The organism is Collimonas humicola, assembly GCF_018304945.1.
GTDB lineage: Bacteria > Pseudomonadota > Gammaproteobacteria > Burkholderiales > Burkholderiaceae_D > Collimonas > Collimonas humicola.
The window spans coordinates 499,770-516,905 of record NZ_JAGQEE010000002.1 but is presented as its reverse complement, the minus strand read 5'-3'; the positions used below and the strand labels follow the sequence as shown (position 1 = coordinate 516,905).

General features: G+C 57.3%; 14 protein-coding genes and 2 pseudogenes. 8 read left to right on the top strand and 8 right to left on the bottom strand.

Going from position 1 to position 17,136, the window contains the following annotated elements; translation table 11 throughout:
• Positions 1-107: 107 nt before the first annotated feature.
• The 3 genes from gyrB to dnaA all read right to left on the bottom strand — a co-directional run bounded on the left by gyrB (position 108) and on the right by dnaA (position 5,698).
• Positions 108-2,591 (bottom strand): DNA topoisomerase (ATP-hydrolyzing) subunit B, encoded by a 2,484-nt coding sequence (gene gyrB, locus KHU30_RS11070; RefSeq protein ID WP_211442688.1) that lies wholly within the window; start codon positions 2,589-2,591, stop codon positions 108-110.
• A 214-nt stretch (positions 2,592-2,805) separates the two neighbouring features.
• Entirely contained in the window at positions 2,806-3,912 is a 1,107-nt protein-coding gene (dnaN, locus tag KHU30_RS11065) for a DNA polymerase III subunit beta (RefSeq protein ID WP_038483788.1), read from the bottom strand.
• A 346-nt stretch (positions 3,913-4,258) separates the two neighbouring features.
• Positions 4,259-5,698: a chromosomal replication initiator protein DnaA gene (gene dnaA / locus KHU30_RS11060; RefSeq protein ID WP_211442687.1), complete on the bottom strand. Its 1,440-nt coding sequence runs from the start codon at positions 5,696-5,698 to the stop codon at positions 4,259-4,261.
• 468 nt (positions 5,699-6,166) lie between these two features.
• Between dnaA and rpmH the strand changes: the two genes are divergently transcribed.
• From rpmH to mnmE, 5 genes are all read left to right on the top strand, one after another.
• On the top strand, positions 6,167-6,301 hold the full coding sequence (gene rpmH, locus KHU30_RS11055; protein WP_061535510.1) for a 50S ribosomal protein L34: 135 nt from the start codon (positions 6,167-6,169) through the stop codon (positions 6,299-6,301).
• Between the two features lie 28 nt (positions 6,302-6,329).
• Complete coding sequence (rnpA, locus tag KHU30_RS25160) at positions 6,330-6,737, top strand: ribonuclease P protein component (RefSeq protein ID WP_082793270.1); 408 nt, start codon at positions 6,330-6,332, stop codon at positions 6,735-6,737.
• An 82-nt stretch (positions 6,738-6,819) separates the two neighbouring features.
• Complete coding sequence (gene yidD, locus KHU30_RS11045; RefSeq protein ID WP_211442686.1) at positions 6,820-7,104, top strand: membrane protein insertion efficiency factor YidD; 285 nt, start codon at positions 6,820-6,822, stop codon at positions 7,102-7,104.
• Positions 7,105-7,123: 19 nt separating this feature from the next.
• Entirely contained in the window at positions 7,124-8,806 is a 1,683-nt protein-coding gene (gene yidC, locus KHU30_RS11040; RefSeq protein WP_211442685.1) for a membrane protein insertase YidC, read from the top strand.
• Positions 8,807-8,931: 125 nt separating this feature from the next.
• A complete protein-coding gene (mnmE, locus tag KHU30_RS11035) occupies positions 8,932-10,329 on the top strand; it encodes a tRNA uridine-5-carboxymethylaminomethyl(34) synthesis GTPase MnmE (RefSeq protein ID WP_211442684.1) in 1,398 nt (465 codons plus the stop codon).
• A gap of 507 nt (positions 10,330-10,836) precedes the next feature.
• Here the strand turns inward: mnmE and KHU30_RS11030 are convergent.
• Together KHU30_RS11030 and KHU30_RS25725 are read right to left on the bottom strand one after the other, a co-directional pair.
• On the bottom strand, positions 10,837-11,823 hold the full coding sequence (locus KHU30_RS11030) for a Kelch repeat-containing protein (RefSeq protein ID WP_230427317.1): 987 nt from the start codon (positions 11,821-11,823) through the stop codon (positions 10,837-10,839).
• A gap of 75 nt (positions 11,824-11,898) precedes the next feature.
• Positions 11,899-12,174 (bottom strand): annotated as a pseudogene (locus KHU30_RS25725) (Ig-like domain-containing protein); the annotation flags it as partial.
• Positions 12,175-13,087: 913 nt separating this feature from the next.
• On the opposite strand from KHU30_RS25725, the pseudogene KHU30_RS25155 reads away from it, so the two are divergent.
• Together KHU30_RS25155 and KHU30_RS11025 are read left to right on the top strand one after the other, a co-directional pair.
• Positions 13,088-13,204: pseudogene (locus KHU30_RS25155) on the top strand (cold shock domain-containing protein); the annotation flags it as partial.
• A 36-nt stretch (positions 13,205-13,240) separates the two neighbouring features.
• Positions 13,241-13,699: a DUF1294 domain-containing protein gene (locus tag KHU30_RS11025; protein ID WP_230427342.1), complete on the top strand. Its 459-nt coding sequence runs from the start codon at positions 13,241-13,243 to the stop codon at positions 13,697-13,699.
• Positions 13,700-13,727: 28 nt separating this feature from the next.
• Here KHU30_RS11025 and KHU30_RS11020 read toward each other — a convergent pair whose 3' ends face one another.
• From KHU30_RS11020 to KHU30_RS11010, 3 genes are all read right to left on the bottom strand, one after another.
• Positions 13,728-14,801: an AI-2E family transporter gene (locus tag KHU30_RS11020; RefSeq protein WP_211442681.1), complete on the bottom strand. Its 1,074-nt coding sequence runs from the start codon at positions 14,799-14,801 to the stop codon at positions 13,728-13,730.
• Between the two features lie 17 nt (positions 14,802-14,818).
• Positions 14,819-15,448: a histidine phosphatase family protein gene (locus KHU30_RS11015; protein WP_211442680.1), complete on the bottom strand. Its 630-nt coding sequence runs from the start codon at positions 15,446-15,448 to the stop codon at positions 14,819-14,821.
• A 517-nt stretch (positions 15,449-15,965) separates the two neighbouring features.
• Positions 15,966-16,541, bottom strand: a complete 576-nt coding sequence (locus KHU30_RS11010; RefSeq protein ID WP_211442679.1) for a TMEM175 family protein — start codon at positions 16,539-16,541, stop codon at positions 15,966-15,968.
• 275 nt (positions 16,542-16,816) lie between these two features.
• On the opposite strand from KHU30_RS11010, the gene KHU30_RS11005 reads away from it, so the two are divergent.
• Positions 16,817-17,134, top strand: coding sequence for a hypothetical protein (locus KHU30_RS11005; protein ID WP_211442678.1), 318 nt, complete (start codon positions 16,817-16,819; stop codon positions 17,132-17,134).
• Positions 17,135-17,136 lie beyond the last annotated feature (2 nt).

Genomic DNA, 17,136 nt, shown 5'->3' with positions numbered 1-17,136 from the left:
CCGAAAAAAAATTTAAGGTCAAATTCCAAAAATGAAAAAGGCCAATCCGAAGATTGGCCTAGGTCATTGATTCAATTGGTCGAGGCGAGAGAGAACAACATCGCAAATCAGACGTCAATATTCCCAGCCTGCAGCGCATTCAACTCAATAAACGCCCTACGCGGCTCAACATCATCCCCCATCAGTGTCATAAAGATCTGATCTGCGGCAATAGCATCCTCAATCTGCACCTTCAACAGCCGGCGTACAGTCGGATCCATCGTGGTTTCCCACAACTGCGAAGGATTCATCTCGCCCAGACCTTTATAGCGCTGCTTGCTGACGCCGCGTTCGGCTTCGTCGCGCAGCCAGGCCATGGCTTGGTGGAAGTCGATGATGGCTGATTCTTTGACTTTTTCGCCGGCGCCGCGGCGGATCAGGGCGCCTGGGCCGATCAGGCCTTTGAAGGTTTCTGCGGCGTTGACCAGCACTGTGTAATCCGGGCTGGCGACGAAGTCGCTGTCGATGGCGCTGACCTTGATGTTGCCGTGGTAGCGGCGCTGGATGCGCAGGGCGTGCTTGTCGGAGAGTTCGTCGGATTTGACGACGACCTGGACCGATGGCTCGTTGATCGATGCTTGCAGGGCCTGGGCCGAGGCTTCGGCGTCGGCCAGGGTGTCCAGCTTGAGGGTGACGCCGGTCATGATGGAGGTGAGGGCGGCGCCGTCGATCGCGCGCGTCAGGCGCGTGATGATGGAGTTGGCCATGTTGTACTGGCGCACCAGTTCGGCCAAGGCCGGGCCACTGATCGGCAGCGCGCCTTCGCTTGGCACCAGGGCGGCGTCGTTGAGGGCGACCTGCATCATGTAGGAGACTTCTTCGGCGTCGTCCTTGAGGTAGCGTTCGTCCTTGCCGTGCTTGACCTTGTACAGCGGCGGCTGGGCGATGTAGATGTGACCGCGCTCTACCAGTTGCGGCATCTGGCGGTAGAACAGGGTCAGCAGCAGGGTGCGGATGTGGGCGCCGTCGACGTCCGCATCGGTCATGATGATGATGCGGTGGTAGCGCAGCTTGTCGGCGTTGAACTCGTCGGCGCCGATGCTGGTGCCGAGGGTGGCGATCAGGGTGGTGATCTGTTCCGACGACAGCATCTTTTCGAAGCGGGCTTTTTCGACGTTGAGCACTTTACCGCGCAACGGCAGGATGGCCTGGAATTTACGGTCGCGGCCCTGCTTGGCGGAACCGCCCGCGGAGTCACCCTCGACGATGTAGAGTTCGCACAGGGCGGGGTCTTTTTCCTGGCAGTCGGCCAGCTTGGATGAGAGGCCGAGGCCGTCCATCACGCCTTTGCGGCGCGTCAGTTCGCGCGCCTTGCGGGCGGCGTCGCGGGCGCGGGCGGCTTCGACGATCTTGCCGCAGATGATCTTGGCGTCGTTCGGGCGTTCTTGCAGGTAGTCGTTGAGTGTCTTGGCGACGATTTCTTCGACCGGCAGGCGCACTTCGCTGGAGACCAGCTTGTCTTTGGTTTGCGAGCTGAATTTCGGCTCTGGCACTTTCACGGACAGCACGCAGGTCAGGCCTTCGCGCATGTCGTCGCCGCTGGTTTCTACCTTGGCTTTCTTGGCGAAATCATGTTCTTCGATGTACTTGTTGAGCACCCGGGTCATGGCGGCGCGCAGGCCGGTGAGGTGGGTGCCGCCGTCGCGTTGCGGGATGTTGTTGGTGAAGCAGAGTACTTGTTCGTTGTAGGCGTCGTTCCATTGCATGGAGACGTCGACGCTGACGCCGTCTTTTTCGCCGGTGGCCTGGAAAATCGTCGGGTGCAAAACGCTCTTGGCTTTGTTGATGTATTCGACGAAGCCGCGGGTGCCGCCTTCGAAGGCAAAACTTTCTTCCTTGCCGGTGCGCTGGTCGGTCAGCTTGATGTGCACGCCGTTGTTGAGGAAGGACAGTTCGCGGATGCGCTTGGCCAGGATTTCGTAGTGGAATTCGACGTGCGTGAAAATCTCTTCGTCGGCCCAGAAGTGGACTTCGGTGCCGCGCTTGTCGGTGTCGCCGGTGACTTTGATCGGGGAGACCAGCACGCCGTCCTGCATTTCGGTTTCGCGGTTTTGCGGTACGCCGCGGACGAATTCCATGTAATGCACTTTGCCGTCGCGGCGGATGGTCAGCTTGAGCAGCTTGGACAGGCCGTTAACGCAAGAGACGCCGACGCCGTGCAGGCCGCCGGATACTTTATAGGAGTTCTGGTCGAACTTGCCGCCGGCGTGCAGCTCGGTCATGACGATTTCGGCTGCGCTGCGCTTGGGTTCGTGCTTGTCGTCGAACTTGATGCCGGTCGGCACGCCGCGGCCGTTGTCGGTGATCGAGATCGAGTTGTCGGAATGGATGGTGACGTGGATTTCGGTGCAGTGGCCGGCCAGCGATTCATCGATGGAGTTGTCCAGCACTTCGAACACCAGGTGATGCAGGCCGGTGCCGTCAGAGGTGTCGCCGATGTACATCCCGGGGCGTTTGCGTACCGCTTCCAGGCCTTCGAGAATTTGGATCGAGGACGCTCCGTATGCATTGGGTTGCGGCTGATTGGTGTTGTCTTGAGGGGCTGATGACATGGCTACCTTCTGAAAAGCTTACTTCGGAACTACACATATTGGGGCTGATGCTACTTTTGCAAGCAAGCAGGGTGGGTGCGCACGGGCAAAGAAGCTTGCCCACCCTACGGCTTTTTCCGGTTGCCTGGTCCATAAAATGGATCCCCGCGTGCGCGGGGATGACCGGGGCGCGCAGCTGGGGTCGCCTGGACGACGCAACCGGCGGTGTGCTGGCTTAAATACGCATTGGCATTACTACGTACTTGAAATCGGCGTTTTCCGGCACGGTGATCAGTGCAGAGGAATTGGCGTCGCCGAGGGCGATGTTGACGTTGTCGCCCTTCAGGTTGTTGAGGACGTCGAGCAGGTAGGTAACGTTGAAACCGATGTCGACGCTATCGCCGCCGTAGTCGATTTCCAGTTCTTCGATCGCTTCTTCCTGGTCGGCATTGGTGGAGCTAATTTTCAGGCTGCCTGGCGTGACTACCCAGCGCACGCCCTTGAACTTGTCGCTGGTCATGATGGCGGCGCGCTGCAGCGAGCGCAGCAGCTGGTCGCGGCTGATGGTGAAGTCGTTCTTGTAGCCCTTCGGCACCACGCGGGTGTAGTCGGGGAACTTGCCTTCGACCAGCTTGGAGATCAGTTCGATATCGGCGAACGACAGCTTGACCTGGTTGTTGGCGATTTCAAGCTGGACCGGTTCGTCGGTTTCTTCCAGCAGGCGCTGCAGTTCGATGATGGTCTTGCGCGGGATGATGACTTCCTGGCGCGCGAACTCTTGCTCGGTGGCGACCTGGCAAAACGCCAGGCGGTGGCCGTCGGTCGCGACCGCGATGACGTTCTTGCCGTCGAGGACCAGCAGCAGGCCGTTCAGGTAGTAACGGATATCCTGTTGCGCCATCGAGAAGTGCACCATGTTGAACAGGTGCTTGAGCGTCTTTTGCGGCAGGGTGACGGTGGCGTTGTAGTGGTCTGCCTGGGCGACTGTAGGGAACTCTTCGGCGGCCAGGGTTTGCAGCGCAAAGCGCGACTTGCCGGACTGCACAGTCATGCGCTTGTTGCTCAGGGTCAGCGAGACTTCGCCGGTGTCCGGCAGGGCGCGCAGGATGTCCAGCAGCTTGCGCGCGGCCACCGTGGTTGCCGCAACTTCGCTGCCGCTGCCGACCTTGGCGTTGGTGGTGATTTGCACTTCGATGTCGGTCGACAGGAAAGAGACCTTTTCGCCGTCTTTGCGAATGAGGATATTGGCCAGAATCGGCAATGTGTGCCGACGCTCGACAATACCGCTCACGATCTGCAGTGGCCGGAGAAGGGTATCTCGGTTGGTTTTGACCAATTGCATAGCTATATCCTTGTTATTTAAAAATCAAATATTGCTGCTTGCTGTATGCCTAAGTATGCCTAAATGCGTACGGTTTAAATGCTTGGTAAGCAGTCTGTAAATGTAACTTAAATCGCCCCTCTACGGACCGGTCCGGGGCGGAAATCTGCGCCGCTTTGCGGATTTTTTCCGATTATTGGTTAATAAATCAACAAGCAGCCTGATTTAACCAAATCAGCAAAAAAACCACAGTTTCCGCACCAGGCCAAACTTACCCGAACTTACTTTATACAAACTTATCCACAGGCTGACAGGCAAAGTGCACAATCGCCCGAAATGTCAAAATCAAGCTGGAATCAACCCCGGATCAACCCTTGAGCGTCTGTTCCAGCACATGCAATTCGTGGTTGCATTCCGGATTCTTGGTGCGGTCGGCGGCGATCTTGCGGACGGCGTGCAGCACCGTGGTATGGTCGCGGCCGCCGAACAATTCACCGATTTCCGGCAAGCTTTTCTGGGTTAATTCTTTGGCAAGGTACATCGCAATCTGGCGCGGGCGGGCGATATTCGCCGGGCGCTTTTTCGAGTACATATCGGCAACTTTAATGTTAAAGAAGTCCGCCACCGTCTTCTGAATATTCTCTACCGAGATCTGGCGGTTCTGTACCGACAGCAAATCTTTCAATGCATCCTTGACAACATCGATGCTGATGTCTTTGCCATGGAAACGGGAGTAAGCAAGAATCTTGCGCAGGGCGCCTTCCAGTTCGCGGACGTTGGAACGTAGGTGTTTGGCAACAAAAAACGCCACATCATCGGAGAAAGTCACGCCTTCGGATGCCGCTTTTTTGAGCAGGATCGCGACCCGCATTTCCAGTTCCGGCGGTTCGATGGCGACCGTCAGGCCGGAATCGAAACGCGAAATCAGGCGGTCATCCATGCCGGTGATTTCTTTGGGATAGGTATCGCTGGTGATGATGATTTGTTTCTTTGCCGCAATCAATGCTTCGAATGCGTAAAAGAATTCTTCCTGGGTGCGGCTCTTGCCGCCGAAGAACTGGATGTCGTCAATCAGCAACAGATCGAGCGAATGGTAATAGCGCTTGAAATCGTCGAAACCCTTGCGTTGGTAAGCAGTCACTACGTCGCGAACGTACTGTTCTGCGTGGATGTAGCGGATCTTGGAGTTCGGATTGTCGGCCAGCAGCTGGTTGCCGATGGCGTGGATCAAGTGGGTCTTGCCGAGGCCGACGCCGCCGTACAGGAACAGCGGATTGTAGGAAACGCCCGGATTATTGGCGACCTGGATCGCTGCCGCGCGTGCCAATTGATTGGCTTTTCCGGTAACGAAACTGTCGAAACTCAGTGCCGTATTGATACGCGATTGATCGCGCCGGGCGGTGACGGCGCTGTTCTCGGTCTGCACTTCCGGCAGGCGGTCGAAGTTGCTGTTGCCATAAGTTCCACCGCCGGCAGCGGACGACATCGCGCCCGACTGCTCGCTACTATTATTAGTACTGGCGTGCGCCACCGGCATGCTGGACATGGACGGAGCGGGGGCTGCCTTGCGCGGGTCGAGCACGAACACCACTTCGATCGGCGCTTCCCAATATTGGTGCGCCAGCGTGGTGATGCGGCTGGCAAACTGCGTTTTGACCCAATCCAGCTTGAAGCGATTTGGCGCCGCTATGCGCAAGCGGCCATCCTCGTAGTCGAGGGGCGTCAGCGGTTTTATCCACGCGCTAAATTGTTGAGGCGTCAATTCCTGCTCCAACTGGGTAGAGCAGCTCTGCCAGAAATTTTCCATGAATCGTTCTAAGTGAAGGTGTGCGGGATGAGGTTCTTTACGCCCTGGGCTGATGTTTTTATTGCACGCTGATTCAGTATTACCCCCGGCGCCAAACAAGTAGCCGGGTTGGATAACTGCGCAATGCTTAACTGGCGGGCGTGCCACACATAAGTCGCTATTCTACCCTTGCCGGCGCAAGTTATCCACAGGCACGGCCAATTATTGCTGGCGGCCGGGAGAAAAGGACCTTGTGGAAAAGAGCCCTAAGTGATTGACAAACAAGCAGAAAATGCGGTTTAATTCAAGGTTCACTGTCCGCTGAATTGCTCGTTTGCGCGTTGACTGTCGCCAGATCCTGTCCCGATTACCTAGCTGTACGCTGGTTATATATCGGGCACCCGGCTCCAGCTCAAGTAGCGAAAGGGTAAAAACCCAGCGCTCTGAGTGTGAAGATCCGATTTATTTTTGCTGATTAGCGAGACCAACATGAAACGTACTTACCAACCTTCCGTCGTGCGCCGTAAGCGTACTCACGGCTTCCGCGCCCGTATGGCAACCCGCGGTGGCCGCGCTGTGCTCAATGCACGTCGCGCTAAAGGCCGCAAACGTCTGGCAGCTTAATCAAGCCGGACGCCAAGGCGTTGCTTGCGTGACTGATACCGACCGTTGTTCCGCTGAGAACTGCGCTCAAGACTTTTCACGCGACCGGCGCATCGTTAAAACGGATGAGTTTTCATCCGTTTTTCGTTTGCGCCCTGTCTATAGAACAGCGCACTTCGTCTTGTACACCCGCCGCAACACGCTGCCGCATGCCCGTCTGGGCGTGGTGGCGGCGAAGCGGCTGGCGCCGCGCGCTGTTACGCGTAACACCGTCAAACGCGTTACGCGCGAGCTGTTTCGCCTGACACCATTGCCGCCAATCGACTGCATTGTGCGTTTATCCAAACCGGTAAACACCAAGGCAGGTCCGGCTACCACCGCGCGCCTGAAGCGGGAATTGCTGAGCGAGCTCAAGCAGCTGTTCGCGTCGCAACGCCTGGCGGCCGGCAAGCCGTAGTTACAGCTACGGCATGGGGCTTGTATTGTTCCAGCCTGGCTATATATACGGCGGGCCGGAAGAAGAAGGGAAAAAAGCTGTCATGAAAATGCCTCTACTGTTCCTGTTGCGACTCTACAAACTGGGCATCAGCCCGTTTCTGGGACAGAATTGCCGTTTTTATCCCAGCTGCTCCGATTACGCAGCCGAAGCAATCCGCACGCATGGCGCCTTCAAAGGCAGCATGCTGGCCGGACGTCGCCTGTGCAAATGCCATCCCTGGCACGCCGGCGGACTCGATCCGGTGCCGCCGCATCCGTCATCCGCATCTCCATCTGCAGTCAAACCCGCAGCGCCTTCCCGGTCTTGCGGTTGCAGCCATTCCTGAATCATAGATAAATACTCTTATGGATATCAAACGTACCGTCCTGTGGGTTGTATTTTCGGTGTCGCTATTGTTCCTCTGGGACCAGTGGCAGCGCCATAACGGCCAACCGTCGCTGTTCTTCCCGGGCACCGCTCAAACCGCACCTGCCGCGCCAGCCGCCACCGGTCCTGCCAGTGCAGCTGCCGGCGCCAGCACCGATGTGCCGCAAGCTTCGGCCAGCGCAGCGGGCGCAGCAACGCCGTCCGCCAGCGCCGTGCCGGCTACCGCGGCCGACGCCAAGGGCGAAGTCATCACCATCACTACCGATGTGGTCAAGGCAGACATCGATACGGTTGGCGGCGAACTGAAGCGCCTGGAACTGCTGAAGCACAAGGATACGGTCGATCCGACCAAGAACCTGGTGCTGTTCGACTCCAGCGCAACCCGCACCTACCTGGCTGAAACCGGCCTGATCGGCGGTCCTTTCCCTAACCACAAGTCGCCGTTCACGGCCTTGCCTGGCGTCCGTACGCTGGGCAATGGCAACCAGGTGCAACTGGTGCTGGAATCGACTGAAGGCGGCGTCAAGCTGACCAAGACTTTCACCTTCAAGCGCGGCGACTACACGATCGACGTCAAGCACACCGTCACCAACGACAGCGGCGCTCCGGTATCGCCTTCGCTGTACCTGCAGCTGGTGCGCGACGGCAATGCACCTGAAGGCGAACAGCGTTTCGTGCACACTTTCACCGGCGCATCGGTCTACACCGAAGGCAGCAAGTTCCAGAAATTCCCCTTCGACAAGATCGAAAGCGGCAAGGCAGAACACGCCACCAAGTCTGACGACGGCTGGTTTGCCCTGATCCAGCACTACTTTGTTTCCGCGTTCATTCCGCAAGACAAGGCGCCGCGCGAAATCTTCACCAAGAAGATCGCCACCAACCTGTACGCCGTCGGCAACATCCTGCCGCTGGGCACGATCGCACCGGGCGCCAGCGTGAGCATGGATGCGCGCCTGTATTCCGGTCCGGAAATCCAGAGCGACCTGGAAGCGGTTGCTCCTGGCCTGGAACTGGTCAAGGACTATGGCTGGCTGACCATCATCGCCAAGCCGATTTTCTGGCTGATGACGCAGATCCATAAAGTACTGGGCAACTGGGGCTTCACCATCATCGCCCTGACCGTGCTGATCAAGCTGGCCTTCTTCCCATTGTCGGCGGCGAGCTATCGCAGCATGGCCAAGATGAAACTGGTGACGCCGAAGATGACCGCGATCCGCGAGCGCTTCAAGTCCGAGCCGCAAAAGATGAACCAGGCCATGATGGAGCTGTACAAGACCGAAAAGATCAACCCGCTCGGCGGCTGCCTGCCGATCGTGATCCAGATCCCGGTCTTCATCTCGCTGTACTGGGTGCTACTGGCCAGCGTGGAAATCCGCAATGCGCCGTGGATCGGCTGGATCCACGACCTGGCCGCACCGGATCCGTTCTACATCTTGCCGGTGCTGATGGCGGTCTCGATGTTCATCCAGACCAAGCTGAACCCGACGCCGCCTGATCCGATGCAAGCCAAGGTGATGATGTTCATGCCGCTGATTTTCTCGGTCATGTTCTTCTTCTTCCCGTCGGGCCTGGTGCTGTACTGGGTCACCAACAACGTGCTGTCGATTGCGCAGCAATGGGTGATTACCCGCAAGATGGGTGCTGGTCCTGCGAAAGCCTGAATCGACTGAAATCGATTTATATCGATTGTCGTAAAAAAGCCCGTGAATCAAGAATTCACGGGCTTTTTTGTTGGCTTCTGCTTGTCGCTGTTTCTATTATTTAACAACCCTCGTAGAATAATTCCATGTCTTTCGATTCCTCCCCCATCGCCGCCATCGCTACCGCACCAGGACGCGGCGGCATCGGCGTAGTCCGCATCTCCGGCAAGCATCTCGGTCCCGTCATTGAAGCCGTTTGCGGCGTCGCGGAAAACAAGCTGGTCCCGCGCCACGCCACCTACCTGCCGTTCAAGAACGTCGACGGCAGCGTCATCGACCAGGGCCTGGCGATCTATTTCAAGGCGCCGCATTCCTACACTGGCGAAGACGTACTGGAACTGCAGGGCCATGGCGGTCCGGTGGTGCTGCAGATGCTGCTCAGCCGCTGCTTGGCGGCCGGTGCGGAACTCGGCTTGCGCATGGCCGAACCGGGCGAATTCACCCAGCGCGCCTTCATCAACGACAAGCTCGACCTGGCGCAGGCGGAAGCGGTGGCCGACCTGATCGAAGCTTCTACCGAGGCGGCGGCGAAGTCGGCCTCGGAATCCTTGTCCGGCGCGTTTTCCAAGGTGATCCACGCGCTGGTAGAGCAAGTCACCAATTTGCGCATGCTGGTCGAAGCCACTTTGGATTTTCCGGAAGAAGAAATCGACTTCCTGGAAAAATCCGACGCACGCGGCCAGCTGGCGACCATCCGCAGCACACTGGACAATGTGTTCAGCCAGGCCGCGCAAGGCGCCTTGCTGCGCGACGGCCTGAACATCGTGCTGGCCGGACAGCCGAACGTCGGCAAATCATCCCTGCTCAACGTGCTGGCCGGCGCCGACGTCGCCATCGTCACGCCGATCGCCGGCACCACCCGCGATAAAGTCACGGAAACGATCCAGCTGGAAGGCATCCCGCTCAACATCATCGACACCGCCGGCATCCGCGATGCCGAAGACGCCAACGACGAAGTCGAACGCATCGGCATCGAGCGCACCTGGGCCGCGGTGGCCAAGGCCGACGTCATCCTGCACATGCTGGACGCCAACCACGGCCCGTCGCTGGCCGATGAAAAAATCGTCGCCCGCTTTCCGGGCAACGCGCCGGTGATCCGCATCTGGAACAAGATCGACCAGTCCGGCCATAAACCCGCGGTCGATGTGATGGGCGAAGTCACCCATATCTACCTGTCCGCCACCGACCACCTCGGCATCGACCTGCTGCGCACCGAACTGCTGCGCATCGCCGGCTGGCAGCAAACAGGCGAATCGCGCTACCTGGCGCGCGAGCGGCACCTGATAGCGCTCAAGGCGGCGCGTGATCATCTGGAGATTGCCGACCAGCACGCCGCTATCGACAACCGCGTCAATGATCAGTCGCTGGATTTGTTTGCGGAAGAGTTGCGGCTGGCGCAGGATCGGCTGAGCAGCATCACCGGGGCGTTTACGCCGGATGATTTGCTCGGGGTGATTTTTTCGCGGTTTTGTATTGGGAAATAAGTAGTAGCATCCAGTTCAAGGTGCTATGACGCGAAATCGATTAGATTTGAAATCATCGGGATTGCACCGGCAAAGACGCTCGATGTTGATACAGCCGATAAAAAGGCCGGCGCGGTAATTGCAAAGCAGTTCAATCTCTCAGACGACTGGCGGCTTCCGACTGGAAACATAGCATTCGCTGGCGATGGCATGGTTAGGAAATCTCTACCTGTAAATCTGGAATCTGCCTCAGGATCACTCGATGCGCTCGGAAAGTGCATCGATGGAAATTCATTAGAATGCCCGCTACTTGTAGTCAATAGCTGAAGCAGCAATGGAACTGTGGCCTGGACCGTCAACGCTCATCGTCTTGGGAGAGATCGCGTCAATGATCGCTTCGCCATATAACGCGACTTATTTTGATATGGGTTAAGTAGTACCTGCCACCGTTTGGCTTCCCTACGTGTTGAGGACAGGCTATGGCGCCGACGTCTTGAGCGTCAGGCCCCAGCCTGTCGAGCTATGTCTTCACCAGTAAAACTCGCAGCTTGTACCCGTGCCTAAATTTCCGCCGCAAACCAAGACTGCACCAGTCTTTAACAATACCGCCGTTGGCGTAGCACGCGGAATGGCCATACTTGCGGCGGACGACCAGGTGTTCGTTCCTGGGTCGTAAATTTCAGCACTTGCAAGTGCCCCATTCAAAGTGGCCGAACCGCCAAATACCAGTACTTTTCCATCGGGTAAAACTATTGCTGCATGTCCAGTGCGTGGAGATGCCATATTTCCAGCTGACGACCAGGCATTCGTATTCGGGTCATATATTTCTGCGCTTGAGAGGGGAGCGTATGGGTTCCCCGTAGTGGATTGACCGCCCGCAACCAGCACTTTTCCATTCGGTAATAATGTTGCCGTGTGCTGATTCCGAGCGATAGCCATACTCGACGCTGGCGACCATGTATTGCTGCCTGGATCATAGGTTTCGGCGCTTGAAATCGTATTATTCGGTGCGATATACCCGCCTGCGACAAACACTTTGCCGTTTGGCAGCAATGTTGCGGTATGCCAGGTTCTGGCAGATGTCATGACCGCGGCGGCTGACCAAGCGTTGGCAGTCGGGTCGTAGAGTTCTTCGGATGGCGTGGCGGCCAAGGGGAAAGTAGCTCCCCCAGCGACTAGTACCTGCCCGCTTGGCAAAAGCGTGGCTGTATGCCCAATTCGCCCGGACAGCATTGGCGCCACCGTCGTCGACCAACTGTTTGAAGTAGGGTCATAGGTAACGCTATCCGGTAGACTTTGACGATGGTCGCCTCCGCCCGCGACCAACACTTTGCCACTGAGCAATAACGTTGCGGTTTGCCCAATTCTCCCAATTCGTTGAGCATCAGTGGCTGACCATGTATCTTTATCCGGGTCGTAGATTTCGGCGTCACTGCTCAGTCCGTCACTACCGGAAGAGAGGACTTTCCCACTTGTTAACAGCGTCATTGTGAATGACGACACCTGCTGAAGCATGGTACCGGCTGGAGACCAGGTGTTTGTCGTCACGTTCAGCGCGATGCTCGCCGATACGCCCGCTGAGGATACACTGATTGTCGCTGCCCCTGGCGCCACCCCTGTGACTAATCCGGCGGACACCGTTGCAGCTGACGGCGTAAGAGAAGTCCATACTGCGTTTGCTCCAAGATCTGCTGTGCTGCCATCGGAAAAGGTACCGGTGGCAGTTAAGCGACGAGTAACCCCGACACCGGTGGTAAACGGGCTTGGTGTGACAGAAATCGATTGAAGTGTTACTGGAGTTATGGGGGTAACGGGTGTTGAACCCCCTCCTGGCCCGGCATCGCTACCGCCGCCGCAGGAACTCATTAGTATCGCGATTGCAAGCATCCCTAGTGGGCGTAACTTTCGACTTGCTGTCAAAATGGGAATCATTTTCTCTCCTTGCTTGACCTATGGCCTGGACCTTGCTCGAGTAGGGAATCGGTCGGTAAAGTTATGGCCGACTGCGGACTGCGGGACGGTTTTAATTTTAAGTTATCGGGAAACTTGGGTAGCAGATGCTTATGGTGACAGCAACTTGAATATCAGGGTGCCAAATACGAACTCTATTGCGTGAGTGATAATCAGCCTGGCCAAGGGTGTAATGCGGATTTTACTTCGGTTCCAGTTGTGTCCAGGGAAGCCTTCTTTGACACTGGCTACGGGTTGCAAATATAGCATTAATGGAACGCCACCGTACTTGGTATTCTGAGATCCCCCCTTAAATAATAAGGTAAACAGGCTGCTAGTAGAGCTGTGCGCAAATGGAGGAGGAGCCGAGTTATCTTTGATATTAAGGGACCATACAGAAAAACCGAACCCAGCCGTTTCGACGCTTGGGTCGATTTTTTCGCGCTCATTGGCACCGTCGTAAGTGCGATTACGGCGCTGTTTTCCTTGTTTGGGTGAGTTTTCGTGAGCCTGTAGATAACTCGGCTCACCTTATGTTTCAAGTACACAAATTTTCAGAAAAGCTCTGTGACACCGTGCAGTAAGGACTCTTCCAACGACTCTTCGAACGTTGTTTGGTTTCTGTATTGGAAGAAATATCAAAATGATAATATTGATTAGCTATTTTTCCAGAAACAGGACTAGCCGGCATTCCTAAAACCGCCTCTTGAATTTCGGTCAGATGTCACAACATTGATTTGGTCTCCTCCAACACTCCCTAAGTTTTGGATTCAGCCCGCCGCCGCAAGGCAGGCGGGCTTTTTTTTACACATTCAGCTATCGGCTCCCCATGCGCTACCAAGGAAAAATCACCAGCTGGAAAGATGGCAAGGGCTTTGGCTTTGTCGCCACCAATGGGAAAAGCGAAAAGGCCTTCGTCCATATCAAGGCATTTGCCGACCGCGAGCGGCGGCCAGTTGAAGGTGATCTCATCAGCTACGAATTGATCCTGGAACAAAACGGCCGTTTTCGTGCCGACAAGATCAGGTTTGCTGGCGGTGCTGCCGTTGCTCCGAGGCCTGCCCAATCCGCTTCGCTTACGATTATTTTCACCGCCGCGTTTTGCTGTTTGCTGCTGCTGGCCGCGTTCATGGGCAGGCTGCCTCTGGCGTTTGCCGGTCTCTATCTTGTCGCCAGCGTGGTTGCCTTTGTCGCCTACGCCATCGATAAATCGGCGGCGCAAAGCAGGCAATGGCGCATCCAGGAGAACACCTTGCACATGCTGGCATTGATCGGCGGCTGGCCGGGGGCTTTGCTGGCGCAGAAGACGCTGCGCCACAAGTCGAGGAAGGAACAGTTTCAGACGGTCTTCTGGCTGACCGTGCTGCTCAATTGCTGTGCAGTTGGCTGGCTTTTTACCGAGAGCGGAGCGGCTTTCATCAAGCCTCTGATCCATAGTTAAGCAGGTCCGGGACGGCCCCGTTACCGGCTCAGTCTTGTCCCACCCAGTCACGCCACAATACCGTCAGCACCGTCATCAGCGCCGGGCCGATGAACAGGCCAAGCAGGCCGAAGGTCTGGGCGCCGCCGAGGATGCCGAACAGGACCAGCAGGAAGGGCAGGCGGGTCGAGCTGCCGATCAGCAGCGGCCGCACGAAGTGCTCGGCGATCAGGACCACGACAAAACCGAATACGGCAACGCTGATTGCAGCGACAGTGGCGCCCTGCGCAAGCAACCAGAGCGCGGCGCCGCAGAAAACGATCGGCGCGCAGAACGGCAGCATTGCGGCAATCGCCGTCAGCAAGCCAAGCAAAGTGGCATGCGGCACGCCGGTGATGGCATAGGCGATGCCCAGCAGCGCCCCTTCGCCGATCCCCACCACTACCAGCCCGGCGACGGTGCCGCGCACGGCCGCCGTCATCTGGTGCGCCAGCAGGGCGCCGTCGACGCCGAAGGCGCGGCGGGTGGCTTTAACCAGGTTGCCGCTCATCCTGGAACCGGCCTGGAACATCACGAACAGCGTCATCAGCATGAAGCCGAACAGGATCAGGCCGTGCGCCGCCAGCGCGCCGAAATGCCGGCCGGCGGTGACTGCCGCTTCGACATGCAATCCCTTGATGAAAGGCGAATCGTGCAAAGGCCGGGCCAGGTTTTCCTGCCACCAGCCGCTGATTTGCGGCGAACTGAAAGGCAAATGCTCGACCAGGCCGGGCAGCGGCAGGCCATTCGCTTCCGCCTGCTTGAACCATTCGATGAAATCGTGCGATTCGTGCGCCGCCTGGCTGATCACCAGCACGAAGGGCAGCACCACGAACAAGGCCACTGCCGCGGTCAGCAGCAGCGCCACGCCGACCGTCCGCGCGCGCGATCCGTGCGGGATCTCCAGGCGCAGCAGCAGCGGCCATAAAGCGATGGCGATGACGCCGGCCCACACTACCGCCGGAATGAAATCGCGCATGACCCACAGCGCCAGCAACACCAGCAGGGCGTAAAGCCCGACGGCGGCGGCGTTCTGGATTTTCTTGCTGCTTGTTTCAATTTCACCTGGTTTGCGTTGGATCATGGAGTCTCTTTTCTGGTTTAGCCGGCGGGGCAGGTCAAGGGACGGTCGTTCAGTCCTTCCTTGTCGACGCTGAAATTGATTTTGGTGGCGCCGCCGTCGCGCACGATGCGCAGCAGGTAGATGCTGTCGAAGTCATTGTCTTCCCAGTGCGGCACGCTGGCGCGGTCGCCGCCGTATTCCACCACGATCTGGCGCGCCAGTTCCTCGATGATCTTGTGCTCCCAGCCGACCACCAGCAGGCTGCGGCGGTATTGCGCCGCCAGCAGCGCGTTGCGCAGGTCGTCGGTCTTGGAAAAATCGATCGATGCATTCACCGGCATACCGAAGTAAATGGCGCTGGGCTCGACCGTCGCCAGCGGACGCACATAGTCGTAGCTAGTGCCATGGTCTTGCTTTTGCGTGGCGGGATCGGGGGCGAAAATGACATCGGGCTTGCCGTACTTCGCTTCGAGTACGCGCGGCAAGGCCAGTGCGCGGTTGAGGCCCTGGCAATTCAGCTGCCCAAGGCCGGCTTCGGGTTTTTCGCCGTGGCGCAGCAGGACGATGGTTTGAACGTCAGGGTTTGCCGCAGCAGCGCTTGCCTGCAAGCCGCCGAAAAGGGAAACGCCGGCCAATAGCAAAGCTGCGCGTGACGCGAGAAGATTCATGGATATCCAGATAATGGTGCACGCCGATGCATGCGATCGGAAAATTATCCCGCATCTCAGCGGAGTAAAGTGTATTAATTTGCACCACGTGCCGAACGCTTTTGTCCGCGGCGCCGGCAATAATGTTACCGGCAAGCCTTGAATGTCAAACTCCTGTCATATTCTCTCGTTAAGATACCTACATCTGCCTGTCGCAGCTTATCGGATATGTGAGTAGATTCATTCATAGCCTTGTCACTTTGCAGATAGCACTGGATGGCTAGAATCTCCTCACATATCGGTAATTCCAAAGCCTCGCCAACCGCGAGGCTTTTTTACATCCCAGCCCGGCAATCACTGCCGCCAGCCATTCCGACCGTTGCGGCAGCTGATATTTACGAGCACCGTGCCGATAATAAAATGCCATCGCTAATCCAAAAGCCGCACCAGTGATTTTCCAGGGCTTGGTTGACTGCTTGCGGATGCGGTATTTCAGCTACTCCCTTCAAGGCATGCGATCACAACAGGGCTGCCGGTTTCAGCTGTTGATCACTTTTTCAATACGGCGGTCCGGAATCAGCCACATGACGGCGACAAGCACATAGAGTCCCAGTCCGATCCAGCGGTTCAGGAAACTGAGCGGTATCGCAAAAGCATAGCCGGCCACCGAGATCTTGCCCTTGAAATCGCTGCCGACGGCCTTGGCCAGGGCGGAGTCCTTGCCATGCAGCCTGATCAGCATGCGGCTCAGGATGTAATAGGCGACGCCGGCCATCATCAGCACCACGCCATACAGGGCGACCGGCACTTCCGAAAAATGGTTTTCACCCATCCAGCCAGTGGCGAAGGGAATCAGGGACAGCCAGAACAGCAGGTGCAGATTGGCCCACAAGACCGGGCCGTTGATCTTTTGCACGGCATGCAGCATGTGATGGTGGTTGTTCCAATAGATGCCGGTGTAGATGAAACTCAGTACATAGCTGATAAACACCGGGTAGATCAGCCACAGCGCCGACAGGCTGGCTTCGTGCGGCACTTTCATTTCCAGCACCATGATGGTGATGATGATGGCGATGACGCCATCGCTGAAGGCTTCCAGGCGGCCCTTGCCCATGCGTGCTTCCTTTATTGTTCTGGTTGGTCAGGCTGCCGAGGCAGCGGGCGTCTCGCGGCGATTGTGCAGCGATAAGCTTCACTGTGGATCGCGTCAAATAAGGCGGATCAGGAAAATGACATGCTAACCCGCATTAATTTTTGCCACAATAAATTACTTAACGTTACACTTGTTGCCTCTCGGAATAACATTGACGCGCGCTAGCCCGTAAACTGAGGCTGTGAAATGGCGAAATCGCTGCAGATAGATTGGCAAACAGGAAATCAGATAATCAAATGAAAAAACTTTTAGCATGTCTGGCGTTTGGCGCCATCGCCGCGGGTGCATGCGGCAGTGCGGCTGCCGGCGTGAATGTCGGTGTCGGCATTTATGTGCAGCCGCCGCCGCAACCTTACTATCCACCGGTAGTGCAGTACGAGCCGCGCTATGTGCCGGCGCCGGTATATTACCCGCCGCCGCAGCCGGTCTATGTGGAACCGGGCTGGCGCGAACACCGTGAATGGCGCGAGCGGCGCGACGAAGATTGGCGTCGCGAAGAATGGCGCCGCCGGGAAGGATGGCATGAGCATCGTCGCCACCATGACGACGATTGAGT

What these genes read in the sequence shown, in the direction of transcription:
- yidD (WP_211442686.1), top strand. Translation starts at nt 6,820, where the DNA reads ATGAAAATGCCTCTACTGTTCCTGTTGCGACTCTACAAACTGGGCATC.
- dnaN (WP_038483788.1), bottom strand. Translation starts at nt 3,912, where the DNA reads ATGCAATTGGTCAAAACCAACCGAGATACCCTTCTCCGGCCACTGCAG.
- KHU30_RS11010 (WP_211442679.1), bottom strand. Translation starts at nt 16,541, where the DNA reads ATGGGCAAGGGCCGCCTGGAAGCCTTCAGCGATGGCGTCATCGCCATC.
- dnaA (WP_211442687.1), bottom strand. Translation starts at nt 5,698, where the DNA reads ATGGAAAATTTCTGGCAGAGCTGCTCTACCCAGTTGGAGCAGGAATTG.
- rpmH (WP_061535510.1), top strand. Translation starts at nt 6,167, where the DNA reads ATGAAACGTACTTACCAACCTTCCGTCGTGCGCCGTAAGCGTACTCAC.
- KHU30_RS11030 (WP_230427317.1), bottom strand. Translation starts at nt 11,823, where the DNA reads ATGCTTCAGCAGGTGTCGTCATTCACAATGACGCTGTTAACAAGTGGG.
- gyrB (WP_211442688.1), bottom strand. Translation starts at nt 2,591, where the DNA reads ATGTCATCAGCCCCTCAAGACAACACCAATCAGCCGCAACCCAATGCA.
- KHU30_RS11015 (WP_211442680.1), bottom strand. Translation starts at nt 15,448, where the DNA reads ATGAATCTTCTCGCGTCACGCGCAGCTTTGCTATTGGCCGGCGTTTCC.
- yidC (WP_211442685.1), top strand. Translation starts at nt 7,124, where the DNA reads ATGGATATCAAACGTACCGTCCTGTGGGTTGTATTTTCGGTGTCGCTA.
- mnmE (WP_211442684.1), top strand. Translation starts at nt 8,932, where the DNA reads ATGTCTTTCGATTCCTCCCCCATCGCCGCCATCGCTACCGCACCAGGA.
- KHU30_RS11005 (WP_211442678.1), top strand. Translation starts at nt 16,817, where the DNA reads ATGAAAAAACTTTTAGCATGTCTGGCGTTTGGCGCCATCGCCGCGGGT.
- KHU30_RS11020 (WP_211442681.1), bottom strand. Translation starts at nt 14,801, where the DNA reads ATGATCCAACGCAAACCAGGTGAAATTGAAACAAGCAGCAAGAAAATC.